Here is a 16,576-nt window from a genome sequence, read left to right on the forward strand (position 1 = left end):
CCAGAAATAGGGTTATCGCAATAAGATGGATTAATTGTGCGAATAATGACGCGCCAATCGATCCCCCCCCATTTGCAGTAACTGCACAATGATAATTAAAATTAAAACCGTTGCTAACATGATCACGACATTAAAGCGTTGATAGCCATAGCGAATGGCCAAATCACCCAAACCGCCTCCACCCACTGTACCCGCCATGGCCGAATAGTTCACGAGCGTAATTGCTGTCACTGTGACAGCTTGAATTAGAGCGGGAAAAGCCTCAGGCAATAGGATAAAACGAATCATCTGCCAAGTACTGGCTCCCATGGAAGAACCTGCCTCGATTAAACCGTAGGGTAGTGTTTGGTAAGCATTATCGACTAAACGGGCAAAAAAAGGAGTAGCGCCTAAAGTCAAAGGTACCATGGCAGCATGAATTCCAATGGAAGTTCCGACCAAAAATCGAGTAAAAGGAATCAAAGCCACCAGCAAGATAATGAAAGGGATAGAACGACTTATGTTGATTAATCCGGAAATGAACCGACTGAGCCAGGGATGAGGCTTAATTTTGTTGCTCGTAAAAAGCAGCGTGCCCAAGGGTAGCCCGAGCAAAATAGCAAATAATGTGCTGGCAATAACCATGTAGAGCGTTTCACCACTGGCTATTAGCAAATCATAGAACATGGTCAGTGACATAACCTAAAATCTCCACAGTTAAATTGGCTTCTTCGCATCGTGCAATAAATTGCTTTAATAAAACATCATTTGCTGTTAATTCGACGACTAAAACACCGCAGGTAATCGTATCAAACCGGTCGATGTTGGCGAGTAGAATATTAATATCCAGGTGTAGCTCACGACTCGTTTTGCTAATGAAAGGCACGGTTGCTGTTTCACCTTGAAAAAACAAACGTAATAAAGGTTTATCGTTGGGAATACTCGAGATATTGGAGCTTAAGCAAACAGGTAATTGTGGGCTTAACTGGGCGTAAAGCATTGCTTTTGCAATACTTTCCTGGTTGGCAAAGACATTGGATAAAGCAACCGTTTCGACAATTTCACCGTTTTCCATCACGGCAAGACGATGGCAAATCCGTTTAACCACCTCCATTTCGTGCGTGATTAATACGATGGTTATTCCATAGAGTTGATTAATTTTTTTCAGTAATTTAAGGATAGAATTGGTTGTTTCAGGATCCAAAGCGGAAGTGGCTTCATCGCAGAGCAAAATTTTAGGTGAGCAACTTAAGGCGCGAGCAATGGCTACACGCTGTTTCTGTCCACCGCTGAGTTGGTGTGGGTAAGCATCCACTTTTGTTGAGAGTTCTACCAAGGGCAGTAATTCATTAATTTTATTTTTAATGTTTTCCTCATCAATCCCCTGAATACGCATGGGGAGAGCGATATTGTCATAGACTGTTTTGGAGTTCAGTAGATTGAAGTGCTGAAAAATCATGGCCATTTTATGACGGGCTTTACGTAAACTGCTCTGTGGTAGTTCGGTAATGGTCTGATTATCAACAATGACCTCCCCGCTATCGGGTTGCTCTAAGAGATTAATGGTACGCAATAAGGTGGATTTGCCAGCACCACTTTTTCCAATTATGCCAAATATCTCACCTTCTTGAATAAATAAATTAATGTCGCGCAAAGCAACTGTTTCATTATAGGATTTTGTTAACCCGCTTAATTCAATCATCACATCAACCTAGGTATACAGAATGCGGGGTGCTAACAACAGTGAGGGAGGGATACCCACCCGCTTTAGCCGTATTTACAAGTGCATGGTAATTAAGCCATACAAGTGAGCGCCCGCAAGCTGAGTTTCAAATCGGCGCAAAGCTGCATAATACTATAAATAAATTAATTCATCTAGTTAGGATTGTGGCAAAATCACAGCTTTGGTTTCTTGAGTTTATGCAATTTTCCTTTTTTCAGGAAACAATAACCAAGTCCGAGCACCAGGCCATAAACCAGATGGCCGATTAAGGGAGGAATATTGGCTTGAATACCTGCAAAATTCCATTTAGAAAACAAAGGGGCACCGGCAGCTATACTGGGCAATAAAGTCATTGGACCTGCAATCCACATTGCTACACCAAATAAGAGTCCCAAAAACGCTGCAGACCACCATGAATGAATTAGCCAGCCTAAAATAAGTGCGAAGGCAATACCAGCAATGATGCTCACAATAAAATGAACAATCAAGCCACCAAGCTTGGTTGGCCAACCAATAAGACTACCTAAAGTTTCTGTCATCCCGCCAAGAATTAAAAAAAAGGCGAACACGATACCAGCTACCACCCCAGCAACTATTCCATTGCTGATACCTTTCTTGTCGTACATGAACATCTCCTTATTACTGCTTGACTGAGTTTGTAGCAAATCACTGTATTTATTGGATATCTCCGCTTTTAGTATAGACGAAAATTGAAAGAATGCTGTTTCCATCCCTTAGAATAAAATTGCTTAGGTGTATTTTACTCACTTAACTCTTTGCGATTTTTAAAGTGTTTTAGCGCCTCGGGATTGGCAAGAGAACTCGCATTTTGCACTTCTTCCCCGTGAACAACTTGACGCACGGCTACTTCAACGATCTTACCGCTGATGGTACGCGGAATATCAGCAACTTGGAGGATTTTAGCTGGGACATGGCGGGGGGAGGCATTATGGCGTATGGTTTGACGAATCGTGTCTTCAAGCGATTGATCAAGCTCTAAGCCATCTTTTAATTTTACAAAAAGAACAACTCGAACATCTTCTTGCCAATTCTGCCCGATAACAATACTGTCTAAAATTTCAGGAATTTTTTCCACTTGGCGATAAATTTCAGCAGTACCGATACGTACGCCTCCTGGATTTAATACGGCATCGGAACGTCCATAAATGATAAGCCCATTGTGTTGCGTAATTTCAGCAAAATCACCGTGAGCCCATACGTCTTCAAAACGCTCGAAATAAGCACGGTAATACGCTTTTTTCTCAGGGTCATTCCAGAAGCTGACAGGCATAGAAGGGAATGGTTTAGTGCAAACGAGCTCACCGCGTTTTTTGCGAACGGCATGTCCTTGCTCATCGAAGACTTGAACTGCCATTCCTAACCCAAGACATTGTAGTTCACCGCGATAAACAGGAAGGATAGGATTACCTAAAGCAAAACAAGAAACAATATCAGTACCGCCAGAAATGGAGCTCAGTTGCACATCAGGTTTAATTTGCTGATACACAAAATCATAATTTTTAGGGAGCAAAGGTGAACCGGTGGAAAGAATGGCGCGCAATGAGTTCAAAGCGAATTTTTTATTGGGGAGGACTCCGGCTTTTTCGACTGAGGAAATAAACTTAGCACTGGTACCGAAAACGGTAATTTTTTCATCATCAATGAGTTTAAAAAGCCGATCTGCTTTAGGAAACGTAGGCGCCCCTTCGTAAAGCGTTAATGTTGTCCCTAAAGCTAACGCAGATACCATCCAATTCCACATCATCCAGCCACATGTGGTGTAAAAGCAAAGGTTGTCTGTGGCAGTGAGATCGGTATGTAAACCCAGTTCTTTAATGTGCTGCAATAAGGTACCACCGGCACCATGGACGATGCATTTAGGTTTTCCGGTTGTGCCTGATGAAAAGAGAATATACACTGGGTGATCAAAAGGGAGTTGTTTAAATTCACACCGTTTCGCAGGCTCTAAAAACTCATCCCAAAAGATTGCTGTCTCCACCGAGCTTAAGTCGGGATGACTGAAAATAATAGGGCAAACTATCACTTTAGTCAGGGTGGGAATTGCTTTACTCATTTCAATAATTTTCGGACCGCCATTATGGGTTTTGCCCAAATATTGATGGCCATCGCAAATAAAAAGAACTTTCGGTTCAATTTGCCCTAATCGATCGAGAGCCGCTTGCGGACCAAAATCAGGGGAGCAGGAAGACCAAATAGCACCAATCGAAGTAGTGGCAAGCATGGCAATAATCGTGTAAGAGACATTGGGCATAATGGCCGCCACTCGGTCGCCAGCGACGACGCCTGCTTTTTTTAACCCTTCCGCACAACGGGCAACCAGTTCATAGAGTTCTTTATAAGTTAAAAGGTGCCGGTCGCCGCTTTCATTAATGCTAATTAACGCTGGATGCTCATCTTTTCGAGATAATAGCTTTTCAGCAAAATTAAACGTTGCTCCGCTAAACCATCTTGCGTTAATCATGTGATCATAGTGATTAAGCGCTTCCTCTGCAGGAGTTGTGAACGACATTTTAAAAAAATCAATCAGGGCTTGCCAGAAATGCGCTGGGTTATTGGTAGACCAGGTATGCAGTTCTTGATAGTTTTTAAATTGCATTTGGTGTGTTTGCTCGGCAAAACGCATGAATTGCCACATTCGGGTTTTTTCTGGCTGCTTTGGTTCCCACACGACTGACTTCATTATGACTATCCTTGCTGATTGAGAGTTATTGTCATGAATCTGAAGTAAAATCTTTAGGTATTCATTACCGCTTGTCAATAAAAAAATGTCAGAGTTACCCGCGGGGGTTATTTCGTCTTGGGTTTATTGAGGGATCGCCTTGGTGGAGTTACTGCCAAGAGTTGGGAGGTCCTTCGCTTTTGCTTAGGATGACGGTGGTATCGTCCTGAGCGAAGCGAAGGATCACCTTGGTGGGATTACTGCCAAGAGTTGGGAGGTCCTTCGCTTTTGCTCAGGATGACGGTGGTATTGTCGTCCCGAACGTAGTGAGGGATCTCCCTCCCTTTTGCTCGGATGAAGGTGGTGGATTTTTTTTATTCACACTATAGGAAATATCTACATACTATTGAGTATAATGGTCCTCCCTTATAGCTTTTAGGAATCATAATGCCAGAAAAAATAACCCAATTGCATGTCAAAACGGATTGGTTAGAAATAAATACGACCTCGATCCGATTCGGACCTACAAAGAGTGAGGAAGGGGAACAAGTGTATGGAAGACGGTATGATGCATCATCGAATACCGAAGTGGGTAACTGGTGCCTCCTTCCATTATTCGTCAATGACGGTCAGGTCTCTAAGGGAATTAAAACGGTATTGGTAGGGGCCAACGGGCAGATGCTTTCTATCCCTTGCAATCAAATCGCTCCAGAGGGCCGAGATACTACAGCTATTCTTTTCTTAGAAGATGAGAAACTGTCTAAGAAGATTGAAGAACTCACTGTGGAAGCAACGTCTTTGCAAGAGCAAATCAGTCGAACAGCGGCAAGGCTTGAAGCACATCAAAAAGAGCAAAAAAAATTGCAAGAGCAAGAGCAACAGCAATCGGAATTGCAAGAATACAAGCAATCGCAAGAGCAATTGCATCAAACATTGCAAGAGCAAAAACAATTGGAAGAACAGTTGTATAATCACGTGCAAGGGCAATTGCAAGAACTACAGCGTCAAAAGACAGGGGTTTTTTTCTATGCTTCGCCACAGGGTAGGCAATTAGCTGAAGAATTTATAACAAAATATGGCTCCGTGAGTCACTTTTTTGAAAGTAAACGTTTTCAGGCTGCTTCATCCCTCTCCCTTTTATTCCCATCGACGCTAATCGATATTGCTATAGAATCTATCGATCATTATTATCAACAACATCGCAAAGAACAAGGATCTGGAGATCCTGAAATTGTAATCTGGAAACTTCACCAAAAAGACAACAATGATGCATACCAATCGATAGGAAGAACTTTACCTGATACTTATAAAAACCATGCCCCTCAAACGCTTTATGCCGTTTTTTTCCCAAACACACTGCACTTAAGTGATCTAAGAGTAAAATTTTCTGACTTATGGCGAATTCATAAAAGTCTAAATGCTTCTAACAACCTCATTTCATTCGAAGTAACAAAAGAATGGCTGAGTGAAAATACCATACCTCTTAATTACCGGAGGCTTCGCCGCGCTGAACAAGGCCAGCAAGTAAGCAAAGTGTACGGGTATGAACTTAAAGATGCAATGAGAACCCTTAAAGAAAAAAGCCACCTTTTTCTGGTAGAGGGCCATATAGTGAGGGCTGTTGAGAATTTGCCTGTGGTTTACACGGCAGGGAATGGTCGGACAATAACCATCCCCCACTCGGGGCCTGTTGCTATGAAGGGTAAAAATCTTGAAAAATTTGCAGTAGAAAAAGTTTATCTTTTAGCCGATAACACGCATCCTAACTGTCATTCTGGTCTTATTTTTTCTGGCAGTGAAGAAGAAATAATTCAGAATTTTTTGTCGCAATATCCGACTCCAACGGACTTTATTTATAGTAAATTTTATCGGAATAATAGCGAAATAATGCTATTCGTCGATGATGATTCCTTATGGGATGAGTTGGGTGATAAAATATGGGACATTTCGCGTTGGCTTTTATTTGATGCGCCGCTTCAGGAGGATGGGAAGATAATAAAAAGCGCAAGGGGCAACGATGTTTATGCCATTGAGTTTCCTAAGGAAATGACGTTACAGCAGATTAAAGCCAGTTTTCCCCGTATTTTTGCAAATTATTTAGCCTTGACTCAACGACAAAGCGTGCCAATACAAGAAGAGCTGCCAAAAACGTCAGATAATCCCTTTTATTTTTGGAGAACATTCACTGAATGGGGTAAAAACATGTTGAACAGTCCTGTACACGAGGAGCGAACACCCCTTTTACCCTCATAGTGCTGGCTGTTGTTGTGTAATGCAATGAATCCCTCCTCCCCCAGCAAACACATCCAGCGCATTAAGTTGCGTGATGTGATGGTTGGGGAAGAGCTCGCAGAAGAGTTGATAAGCTGCCTTATCCTGCTTCTCATAACCGAAGGCAGGCATCACAATGCCCTGATTAGCCAAATAGAAGTTAATATAAGACAACGTTAGGCGCTCGTTTTCCACGTAGGTTGCTGGAGGCTGTTCGACAGTGAAGATTTCCAAAGGGCGCCCTTTGGCGTCGGTCGCCGATTGAAGGATTTTCAAGTTTTCTTGCAAAATAGAATAGTTTTCATCTTGCTCATCAGGAGTAATCAAGCAAAGTATTTTGCCGGGAGCGACAAAACAGGCAATTTCATCAATGTGCCCATCGGTTTCATCACCAATCAACCCGCGATTTAACCAAATGATTTTTTGTGCACCAAGATAGTCATAAAGGTAATTTTCAATTTCAGCTTGAGACAAATGGGGATTACGATTAGCATTCAATAGGCATTCTTTGCTGGTTAGGACAGTTCCCTCACCATCGACATGAAATGAGCCACCTTCCATCACTAAAGGGGCTTTAAAATGGCGCGCCTGGGTTTCATGAATGATTGTTCCCGCAATTTGATTATCTAATGCACAATCGTTGTAGTTGCCTCCCCAGGCATTGTGGATCCAATCCACTCCTGCTAATTCACCTTGCGCATTGATTAAGAAAGTAGGGCCAGTGTCTCGAGTCCAAGAGTCATTAATAGGTAGGGTTATTAGCCGAATTTGCTCTCCACACAATGTCCGGGCGGATGCTTCATCACCGGGGTTAACCAGCATTGTCACCGGTTCATATTGTGCAATGGCCTTAGCCACACGCGCATAAGCCTTACGTGCGCGCTCAAATCCGATGAGTGCCCAGGTGTCTTGATGGCAGGGCCACGCCATCCAGCAACCTGCATGAGGATGCCATTCAGGTGGCATACTAAATCCGGCTTGTTTAGGTGTCGTCGTCATCATTATCCCTTTATTTTATTACCGTCAAGGTAAGTTTGTTGAGTAAAAATACTGCGAAGCTCGTTGAGGTAAGCTTGAATTTTTTCGCTAGGTAAATCCGCACTAATTAATTGTTTTTCATAAGACAAAAGTAATTTTTTAGTATCAAAATGGGCGAAATTCAAGACATTGGTGACGGTATCGCCACTGACCAAATCAGTAATTTCAAATTGACCATCGCCAAGCAATTTGACGTCGAGTGAATTGGTGTCCCCAAAGAGATTATGTAGATTACCTAAAATTTCTTGATAAGCGCCAACTAGAAAGAAGGCAATATTAAAAGGATTACTCTCCTCATACGGAGGGAGCATGAGGGTGGTGTTGATGCAAGACTTACCTGGGTATTCTTTGATTGTGCCATCAGAATCACAGGTTAAATCTTGCAAAATACTGTGCATGCTGGGTTTTGCTGTTAATTGCGAAATCGGGGCTACGGGAAAAATTTGTCCGATGGCCCAAGCATCAGGGAGTGATTGAAAAAAAGAAAGATTGCAAAATATTTTAGCTGCCATCCGCTCATTAATAAGAGTTTGCAATTCGCTGTCAATCGGATTGGTTTCGTCCAGCATTTGCTGAATTTCGAAACAAATTGCGGTAAATAATTGTTCCACCTTAGCTTTTTCCTGCAAACTCATGACGCCGTGTTTAAAGAGAGAATGGGCTTCATCCAAAGAGTGGCTCGCATAATTATAAATTTCAGAGGGGGAGCTTTCGGAGATGGATTGGTAAGTATCCCAAATATCATGAATAACATGAGGATCTTCATCGGTCACTGGGGGAAGGACGTGGGTTTTTTTGACCGATTCCACGTCGGTAATATTGGTGACTAAAACCGCATGATGAGCAGTGAGCGCTCTTCCTGATTCTGAAATGAGATTTGGCTCGGGCATGTTGGCCTCCTCGCAAAGAGGACGAAGCGCTAAAAGAATATTCGTTGCATATTCTTTGATGCTGTAGTTCATTGAGCACTCTGAACTTGAGTGTGTTCCTTCATAATCAACACCTAATCCGCCCCCGACGTCAATGGTATTGATTGGGGCTTGTAAATGACGCAGTTCAATGTAATAACGCGCCACTTCTTGCATGCAATGGCGGATGTCATGAATATTGGCAATTTGTGAACCTAAATGGCAGTGCATTAATTGCAGGCAATCTAAGTAATTTTGGGATTTTAATTGATTAACCATATCGAGAACTTGTTCCGCATTTAAACCAAATTTCGATTTAGCACCGCCGGTATTTTCCCATTTACCTGCTCCTTTGGTCACTAACCGAATGCGTAGGCCAATTTTTGGTTTTATGTCCAATCGTGCTGACTCTTTGAGGATAATATCGAGTTCGGAACGTTTTTCGATGACAATGAATACTTCATGCCCCATTTGTTGGGCAATTAAAGCAGTACGAATATAGCAGCTGTCTTTATAGCCATTACAAACAATGGTAGAAGGCGTCTGTCCTAATAGGCCAATAACTGCCATTAACTCGGGTTTACTTCCTGCTTCGAGACCGACAGAGTACTCAGGTGCTTTTAAAATTTCCCTAACCACCGTGTATTCCTGATTCACTTTAATCGGGTAGACCAGTTTATAGCTACCGCTGTAATTGTTTTCCTTAATTGCTTCTGCAAACGCTTTATTGAGCTTCAGCACTCTGTCATGCAAAATGTCGGTAAAGCGAATCAATAGGGGTAATTGCAAACCAGCACGACTTGCAGCATTCACAATCGCTTGCAGTTCAACTCCTTTATCTGCCGGATTTTTGCTGACAGCGATATTACCATAGGGGTTTATGTTGAAATACCCTTCACCCCAGTTGTCGATGTTGTATAAATTGTCATCAGATAAGGCGTTGATTGTCATTAAAGTCGTCCCAATTTACGTGGCTTAAGTAATTCCTGATAGGTCTCAGGTTCACGTTGCAGCGCAAAGGGAAATAAGCGTCCCCACAGTGCGCGTTGACTAAAATCCAATTCGGCGACAAGGACAGCGGGTTCATGACGCGGTGCTTGTACGAGAATTTCACCCATTGGATTAGCGATAAAACTGCTGCCATAAAACTCAAGGCCATCTTCACAACCAATGCGATTAACAGCAACAATAAAAGTGTTGGCCATAATTCCTTGAGCAATCATGACTTTTTGCCACATGGGTTGACTATCAAAACCAGGGGCGGTAGGTTCTGCGCCAATCGCTGTGGGATACACTAAAACTTCCGTATCTTTCAAGCCATAAATGCGCGATAGCTCGGGAAACCACTGATCATAGCAAGTAGGGAGCCCAAAACGATGGCCCAGTAATTCATGGACTGGATAATTGGAGTCGCCAGGCTTGAAATAGTGGTCTTCGTGGTATTTTTCCCCACTCGGAATATGTTGCTTACGCGTTGCAGCAGCCAATGTACCGGATTCATCAAAAGCAACTGCGGTGTTATAGCCAGCTTTTTCAAAGAGCGATGCTGTAATGGTCACTTTAGCGGATTTAGCCATCTCTGAAACAAAGCGTGCAGTGCGGCCTGTGGCTAGGTCTTCCATATAGGGAGTAGGGTCGACATTAGTGCGCGTGCAGAAGTAAGGCGATAAGGTTAATTCTTGTAAACAGACGATCTGGGCTCCTTGTTTGGCTGCAGCAACAATACCTGAAGCAAGGCGATCTTGATGTTCATTAGGATTTTCACTCCATTTTTCTTGCACTAAACCTATTTTTAATGTGTTTTTATTCATCTGGGTCTCGGTTATTAAGTTAAGTAGTTCGAGCCGCAACCGGGGGAAAGATAGAGGCTATTCCAGAAGGCGTACTTTATCACCAAAATTCTTTTTGGAAAATAAAAGAATTAATTGCCTAACTAATGGACTATAAAGTTCAGGAAAAGGGAGGGGGTATTAAGTTTGATTAGCCATCAACGCGTTGGCTACTTTCGATTGATTTTTTTTGCCCAAGGCCTTACAAATCATATCGCCAGCGGCCACGATTTTAAAAATATCGACACCGGTTTCAATGCCCAACCCGTGCATAAGATATAAGACATCCTCAGTCGCCACGTTGCCCGTCGCGCCTCGTGCATAAGGGCAGCCTCCAAGTCCGGCTACAGCGCTGTCAAAACGAGTAATACCACACTCCAGAGACGCATAAATGTTAGCAATCGCTTGTCCATAAGTGTCATGAAAATGCATGGCTAATCGTGATAGGGGAATAAGTCCTAACATTTCGTGAATGACCGCCTTGGTTTGCTTAGGTGTACCCACGCCAATAGTATCCCCTAAACAAATTTCATTGACTGCATCAAAAGCCAATAATTGACGAGCAACCGACGTGACCTGCTGTGGATTAATGCTCCCTTCATAAGGGCAGCCTAGGGCACAAGAAATATAAACCCTAACACGGATATGATGTGCTTTCGCCAAAGTAAACACGGGTTCAAAGCGGGCGATGCTTTCTGTAATTGAGCAATTAATGTTGCGTTGATTGAATGTTTCGCTGGCTGCGGTAAACACTGCGATTTCTTTTACGCCCACTTCGAGTGCTTTAAGCATACCTCGTTCGTTGGGAACTAAAGCGGAGTAATGAATAGGGGCTTTTTTATCAATGGAGGTAAATACCGCTTCGTTATCGGCAAGTTGTGGGATTGCTTTTGGCGAAACAAAACTAGTCACTTCAATGTTTTTAAGACCGCTTTCATTAAGCAAGTTAATCAGTTTTACTTTTGTCTCGGTGGCTACAAAAGAGGATTCATTTTGTAGACCGTCGCGCGGACCAACTTCAACAAGCGTGACTTTTTGTGGGTAGCTCATGGTTATCCCTAAACCGAATTAGTCTTTTAAGGCCAGCAACTCAGCCCCTTCATTGACTTGTGAGCCCACTTCATAATACAGCTCAGCAAGTATGCCATCTTTAGGTGCATGGATAGTATGCTCCATTTTCATTGCTTCCAAAACAATTAAGCTCTCACCTTCTTTAACCCTATCCCCTTTATTTTTCAAAATCGCAACCACCGTGGCAGGCATGGGGGCTGTCAGTTGTCCTCTTTTTGCGGCGCCTTGTGCACCAAAGGTTTGCCAATCAAAGCGCTCAATGGCGAGTGGCCCTTGTTCGGTGTAAAAATAAATGCGATGGGTTTGGTTTGCAAATAGAGCATGGTAAAGTTGCTGACCATCATTAACGTACACTCGATTGTGGTCAATCCAAGCATTCAAAACAAATTCTTGTTCATTAAGCTGTAATTTGAGCGCAGTTAAGTTTATCGGAATCACTTTAACTTCGAGCTGATTTTCCCCAATGACATATCGCCAATACCAGTGGCTTGATAGATGCATTTGCCAAGCAAAACTTTGACGAAAAAGTGCCTCATCATGACGTTGAGCCAACATAAGATAATCATAAGCAGCGGCCATTAAGACCGCTAAATTTTCATCGGGCTTAGGAAAGTGAATCGTTTCTTGGCTTAAAAAATCAGTGCTCAAATCCGCTTGAGTAAAACGTGGATGCTCACAAATGGCGAGTAGAAAAGGAATATTGCTTTTTACTCCGCCAATAGCAAAATGCTGCAAAGCTTGTCTTAAACGCTGTAAAGCCTGTTCGCGTGTTTCTCCCCAAGCGATCAACTTTGCAATCATGGGATCATAATACTTAGTAATATCCGAATGACACGCTACACCACTGTCGATCCGAATGCCTTCTCCTTCTGGTTGTTTAAGGAAATCAATTTTGCCAATTGAAGGAATGAAGCCTTGATGCGGATCCTCTGCATAAATTCGGCATTCGATGGCATGACCTTTCGCGGAAATTTTAGCTTGTGTCAGCAAAAGCGGTTCGCCTGCTGCGATTTTTAATTGCCAGGCAACCAGATCAAGCCCAGTGATCATTTCAGTAACGGGATGCTCAACCTGTAAGCGCGTATTCATTTCCATGAAATAAAAATGATCCTTACCATCCACTAAAAATTCCACTGTACCTGCGCCGCGATAATCAATTGAACGGGCTACTTCACAAGCCGCTTCAGCAAGGTTTTGACGCAAAGATTCAGGCAAGTGGGGAGCGGGGGCTTCTTCGATGATTTTTTGATGACGTCTTTGGATAGAACAGTCACGCTCAAAAAGATGAACGACCTGACCCTGATTGTCCGCCATGATTTGTACTTCCACATGACGAGGATTGGTAATTAATTTTTCGATGATCATGGTATCATCGGCAAAGCTCGCCATGGATTCTCGTCTAGCACTTGCTAAGGCTTGGGAAAAATCAGCTTCACTATGAACAGCACGCATTCCCTTACCCCCCCCACCAGAGGCTGCTTTTAATAAAACAGGGAAACCGATTTGCAGGGCTTCTTTCAACAACCGTTCATCGGATTGATCGCTACCATGATAGCCTGGAGTGAGGGGGACATTGGTTTTTTCCAGCATTTGTTTTGCTAATTGTTTCGACCCCATGGCTTCCATGGCTGAAGCTGGAGGGCCAATAAAGATAATGCCTTCTTGAGCGCAGGCTTGAGCAAAAAGAGGGTTTTCAGATAAAAAACCATAGCCTGGATGAATTGCTTCTGCACCACTGGCTTTTGCGGCTGCAATAATTGCAGGAATATTAAGATAACTTGCTTTGGCTGGTGCATCGCCAACCCAATAGGCGCTGTCAGCTTGCAGCACGTGTTGGCTGTGTTTATCAGCGGTCGAATAGATTGCAACGCTATGGATACCCAGTTGCTTTGCGGTTCTTATGATACGGCAAGCAATTTCTCCACGATTAGCGATGAGAATTTTATTAAACATGGAAATCCTTAGTTATCTAACTTGTCATCCTGAGCAAAGCGAAGGACCTCCTGGCTCATGACAGTGCCTTAATTCAGGAGATCCTTCGCTACGCTCAGGACGACACCCCCCCTCTGTCATCCTGAGCAAAGTGAAGGGCCTCCTGGCTCATGACAGTGCCTTAATTCAGGAGATCCTTCGCTACGCTTAGGACGACATACTAGTGCTGTTAATCCCAATTAGGTGTCTCTTTCTTTAAAAAAGCACGCAACCCTTGTTGACCTTCCGCAGACACGCGTTTTTTTGCAATAAGCGCTGCGGTATATCGCATCATCTCCTCGTCAATGGCTTTGTTCGCGACATTCGCAACAAGTGTTTTACAGGCACTGATTGCCTGTGGAGCAAGTTTAATGATTTGCTCAGCGTAATTTAAAGTAAAAGGCCATAACGTTTCTTCAGCCACACAATGCTGAACTAACTGCAATCTTTTCGCTTCTTCCCCATCAAAAATTTCGGCGGTCATAAATAAATGTTTCGCAGCTCTCTCTCCAATCGCTTTGACCACATAGGGGCTAATGACTGCCGGAATTAACCCGAGTTTTACTTCGGAGAAACAAAAGCGCGCCGCAGTGGATGCAATGGCAATATCACAAGCAGCAACGAGACCGGCCCCACCACCCATCGCCGCACCTTGAATCATCGCAAGGGTTGGTTTTGGACTCTGGTTTAAGCTGTACATCACGCGTGCGAGCACCATGGCATCATTTAAGTTCTCTGCTTCGCTATAGTGCGCCATGCGCTGCATCCAGGCGAGATCAGCGCCAGCGGAAAAATGCTTACCGTTTGCTTTAAGTATAATAACGCGGACGCGCGCATTGCTCACTGCTTCAGTGAGTGTTTGCTGAAGGGCGGCCAATAGATGATCATCAAACGCGTTGTGTTTGTCCACTCGGTTTAATGTAATAATGAAAATTCTATCCTGTAATTCACTTAATAAATCACTCATTCCATCCCCTTGCTTACATGCGAAATACACCAAAATGAGTTGACTGAATCGGTGCATTTAGAGCAGCTGATAGGCTTAAACCTAAAATTCTTCGCGTGTCTTCTGGTGCAATAACGCCATCATCCCATAATCGGGCACTGGCATAATAGGGATTCCCTTGCCTTTCGTATTGTGCACGCAGTTCAGCTTTAAATGTCTCTTCTTCTTCCGCAGGCCAGGTTTTGTCATGTTTGGTGTATTTATCTCGATTCACCTGAGCAAGAACATTAGCTGCTTGTTCGCCTCCCATGACTGAAATTCGTGCGTTAGGCCACGACCATAAAAACCGTGGATCGTAGGCGCGTCCACACATTGCATAGTTTCCTGCACCGAAGCTACCGCCAACAATCACGGTTAATTTAGGCACTTTTGCATTGGCTACAGCAGTAACCATCTTGGCACCATGTTTGGCAATACCACTTGCTTCGTATTTACTGCCCACCATGAATCCGGTAATGTTTTGTAAAAAGATCAATGGAATTTTACGCTGACAGCATAACTCAATGAAATGCGCTCCTTTCAGTGCACTCTCACTGAATAAAATTCCATTATTAGCAATAATTCCTACGGGATAGCCAAAAAGATGAGCAAATCCGCAGATTAGGGTTGTACCGTAAAGCGCTTTAAATTCATCAAATTCAGATGCATCGACAATCCTGGCAATGACTTCCCGAATGTCAAAAGGTTTGCGTGGATCAACAGGCACAATGCCATTGAGATCTTTGGCGTCATAAAGGGGCTCACGGCTTTGAATTCGGGTGAGCACGTCAGGCTTTTGACGATTCAAATGGCTGATGGCTACTCTTGCTAGATGCAAGGCATGTGTATCATTCTCAGCATAATGATCAGCAACCCCCGAGTGGCGACAGTGAACATCAGCTCCGCCTAGCTCTTCGGCACTAATGATTTCGCCTGTCGCTGCTTTCACCAGTGGAGGACCACCTAGGAAAATGGTGGCTTGATTTTTTACCATGATTGACTCATCGGCCATCGCCGGTACATAGGCTCCGCCCGCGGTACAAGAGCCCATTACTACCGCAATTTGCGGTACGTTCTCGGCAGAGAGTGTGGCTTGATTATAAAAAATACGCCCGAAATGATCTCGATCGGGGAAAACTTCATCCTGCCGTGGTAGGAAGGCACCTCCGGAGTCTACCAAATAAATGCACGGCAAATGGTTTGCTCTTGCTATGTCTTGTGCGCGCAGGTGTTTTTTAACGGTCAAAGGATAGTAAGTGCCTCCTTTTACAGTTGCATCATTGACCACAATCATGCATTCGGTTCCTGTAACTTGACCGATACCGGTGATAATTCCAGCTGCTGGAACATGATCTTCATAAACTTCGTAGGCTGCGAGTTGTGATAATTCGAGAAAAGGGCTACCTGGGTCAAGCAATTGTTGCAAACGTTCGCGGGGCAGTAGTTTTCCATGCTTTAAATGCCTCTGTCGGGCTTTTTCATCGCCCCCTTCAGCGATTTTTCGAATAATAGTTTGTAACTCTTCAATCAAGCTTTGCATGTTTGCTTGATTTTCTTTGAATTCATTGCTGGCTGGATTTAACTGACTGATGATTTTAGTCATGAATAATCCTTAAATGCGTATTAAAACATTGCTAAGTACCACCACAAGCCACAAACACCAAGTTAACTCCATGAAATAAGGCATCTCTTTTCCTTTGACTAAGCGGAAACTAAGCGCAGGGATGGCAGCAATAATGACTGGAATAAGCACTAAAAGAATAACTTTACGAATAACGGCTCCCAAACCTACTTGGCTAAAGATGGGAGTTAGTTTGATATTGATCAAAGCGTACAACATATCAATATAAACTAACAGCATATGGGCAAAGCGTGCAAAAACAACAACCACAATGCTAAGTAGAAGGTAGATAAGACTTTGTCTAAGCATGTAGATCCTTAGTCTGTAAATAAAAAAATGTCATCCTGAGTAAAAAGCGAAGGGTCTCTCGACTCTTGGCAGTAATTCTCCCAAGGAGATCCCTCACTGCGTTCGGGATGACAACACCACTGTCATCCTGAGCAAAGCGAAGGACCTCCCGACTCTTGGCAGTAATTCTCCCAAGGAGATCCCTCACTACG

Annotated in this window: 14 protein-coding genes; 1 reads left to right on the top strand and 13 read right to left on the bottom strand. The window is 43.4% G+C overall.

Features of this window, described 5'->3' with window-relative positions:
• Nucleotides 1-30 precede the first annotated feature (30 nt).
• The 4 genes from B5D33_RS00230 to B5D33_RS00245 form a co-directional block, all read right to left on the bottom strand.
• Complete coding sequence (locus B5D33_RS00230) at nt 31-678, bottom strand: methionine ABC transporter permease (RefSeq protein WP_058451531.1); 648 nt, start codon at nt 676-678, stop codon at nt 31-33.
• On the bottom strand, nt 656-1,681 hold the full coding sequence (locus B5D33_RS00235; RefSeq protein WP_058451532.1) for a methionine ABC transporter ATP-binding protein: 1,026 nt from the start codon (nt 1,679-1,681) through the stop codon (nt 656-658). The genes B5D33_RS00230 and B5D33_RS00235 overlap by 23 nt, the downstream gene beginning before the upstream one ends.
• Nucleotides 1,682-1,875: 194 nt before the next feature.
• Nucleotides 1,876-2,328, bottom strand: coding sequence for a hypothetical protein (locus B5D33_RS00240; RefSeq protein WP_058451533.1), 453 nt, complete (start codon nt 2,326-2,328; stop codon nt 1,876-1,878).
• Nucleotides 2,329-2,462: 134 nt separating this feature from the next.
• Nucleotides 2,463-4,403, bottom strand: coding sequence for an acetoacetate--CoA ligase (locus tag B5D33_RS00245; protein ID WP_058451534.1), 1,941 nt, complete (start codon nt 4,401-4,403; stop codon nt 2,463-2,465).
• A 426-nt stretch (nt 4,404-4,829) separates the two neighbouring features.
• On the opposite strand from B5D33_RS00245, the gene B5D33_RS00250 reads away from it, so the two are divergent.
• Nucleotides 4,830-6,635, top strand: a complete 1,806-nt coding sequence (locus B5D33_RS00250) for a hypothetical protein (protein ID WP_058451535.1) — start codon at nt 4,830-4,832, stop codon at nt 6,633-6,635.
• Here the strand turns inward: B5D33_RS00250 and aguA are convergent.
• The 9 genes from aguA to B5D33_RS16715 form a co-directional block, all read right to left on the bottom strand.
• Nucleotides 6,630-7,652 (bottom strand): agmatine deiminase, encoded by a 1,023-nt coding sequence (gene aguA, locus B5D33_RS00255; RefSeq protein ID WP_058451536.1) that lies wholly within the window; start codon nt 7,650-7,652, stop codon nt 6,630-6,632. The genes B5D33_RS00250 and aguA overlap by 6 nt on opposite strands.
• Nucleotides 7,653-7,654: 2 nt before the next feature.
• Nucleotides 7,655-9,550 carry a biosynthetic arginine decarboxylase gene (gene speA / locus B5D33_RS00260; protein ID WP_058451537.1) on the bottom strand — a complete coding sequence of 632 codons (1,896 nt, stop codon included), beginning with the start codon at nt 9,548-9,550 and terminating at the stop codon, nt 7,655-7,657.
• Nucleotides 9,550-10,410 carry a carbon-nitrogen hydrolase gene (locus tag B5D33_RS00265; protein WP_058451538.1) on the bottom strand — a complete coding sequence of 287 codons (861 nt, stop codon included), beginning with the start codon at nt 10,408-10,410 and terminating at the stop codon, nt 9,550-9,552. Before B5D33_RS00265 ends, speA begins: the two co-directional genes overlap by 1 nt.
• 159 nt (nt 10,411-10,569) lie before the next feature.
• Nucleotides 10,570-11,478 carry a hydroxymethylglutaryl-CoA lyase gene (locus B5D33_RS00270; protein ID WP_058451539.1) on the bottom strand — a complete coding sequence of 303 codons (909 nt, stop codon included), beginning with the start codon at nt 11,476-11,478 and terminating at the stop codon, nt 10,570-10,572.
• A gap of 18 nt (nt 11,479-11,496) precedes the next feature.
• Nucleotides 11,497-13,452 carry an acetyl/propionyl/methylcrotonyl-CoA carboxylase subunit alpha gene (locus tag B5D33_RS00275; protein ID WP_058451540.1) on the bottom strand — a complete coding sequence of 652 codons (1,956 nt, stop codon included), beginning with the start codon at nt 13,450-13,452 and terminating at the stop codon, nt 11,497-11,499.
• Nucleotides 13,453-13,660: 208 nt separating this feature from the next.
• On the bottom strand, nt 13,661-14,437 hold the full coding sequence (locus tag B5D33_RS00280) for an enoyl-CoA hydratase-related protein (protein ID WP_058451983.1): 777 nt from the start codon (nt 14,435-14,437) through the stop codon (nt 13,661-13,663).
• Nucleotides 14,438-14,450: 13 nt separating this feature from the next.
• On the bottom strand, nt 14,451-16,058 hold the full coding sequence (locus B5D33_RS00285; protein WP_058451982.1) for a carboxyl transferase domain-containing protein: 1,608 nt from the start codon (nt 16,056-16,058) through the stop codon (nt 14,451-14,453).
• 9 nt (nt 16,059-16,067) lie between these two features.
• A complete protein-coding gene (locus B5D33_RS00290; protein WP_058451981.1) occupies nt 16,068-16,385 on the bottom strand; it encodes a hypothetical protein in 318 nt (105 codons plus the stop codon).
• Nucleotides 16,378-16,576 (bottom strand): hypothetical protein (locus tag B5D33_RS16715; protein ID WP_214608087.1); only part of this gene is annotated, 199 nt, incomplete at its 5' end. The genes B5D33_RS00290 and B5D33_RS16715, both read right to left, overlap by 8 nt.

This window comes from Legionella maceachernii (assembly GCF_900167045.1).
Taxonomy (GTDB): domain Bacteria; phylum Pseudomonadota; class Gammaproteobacteria; order Legionellales; family Legionellaceae; genus Tatlockia; species Tatlockia maceachernii.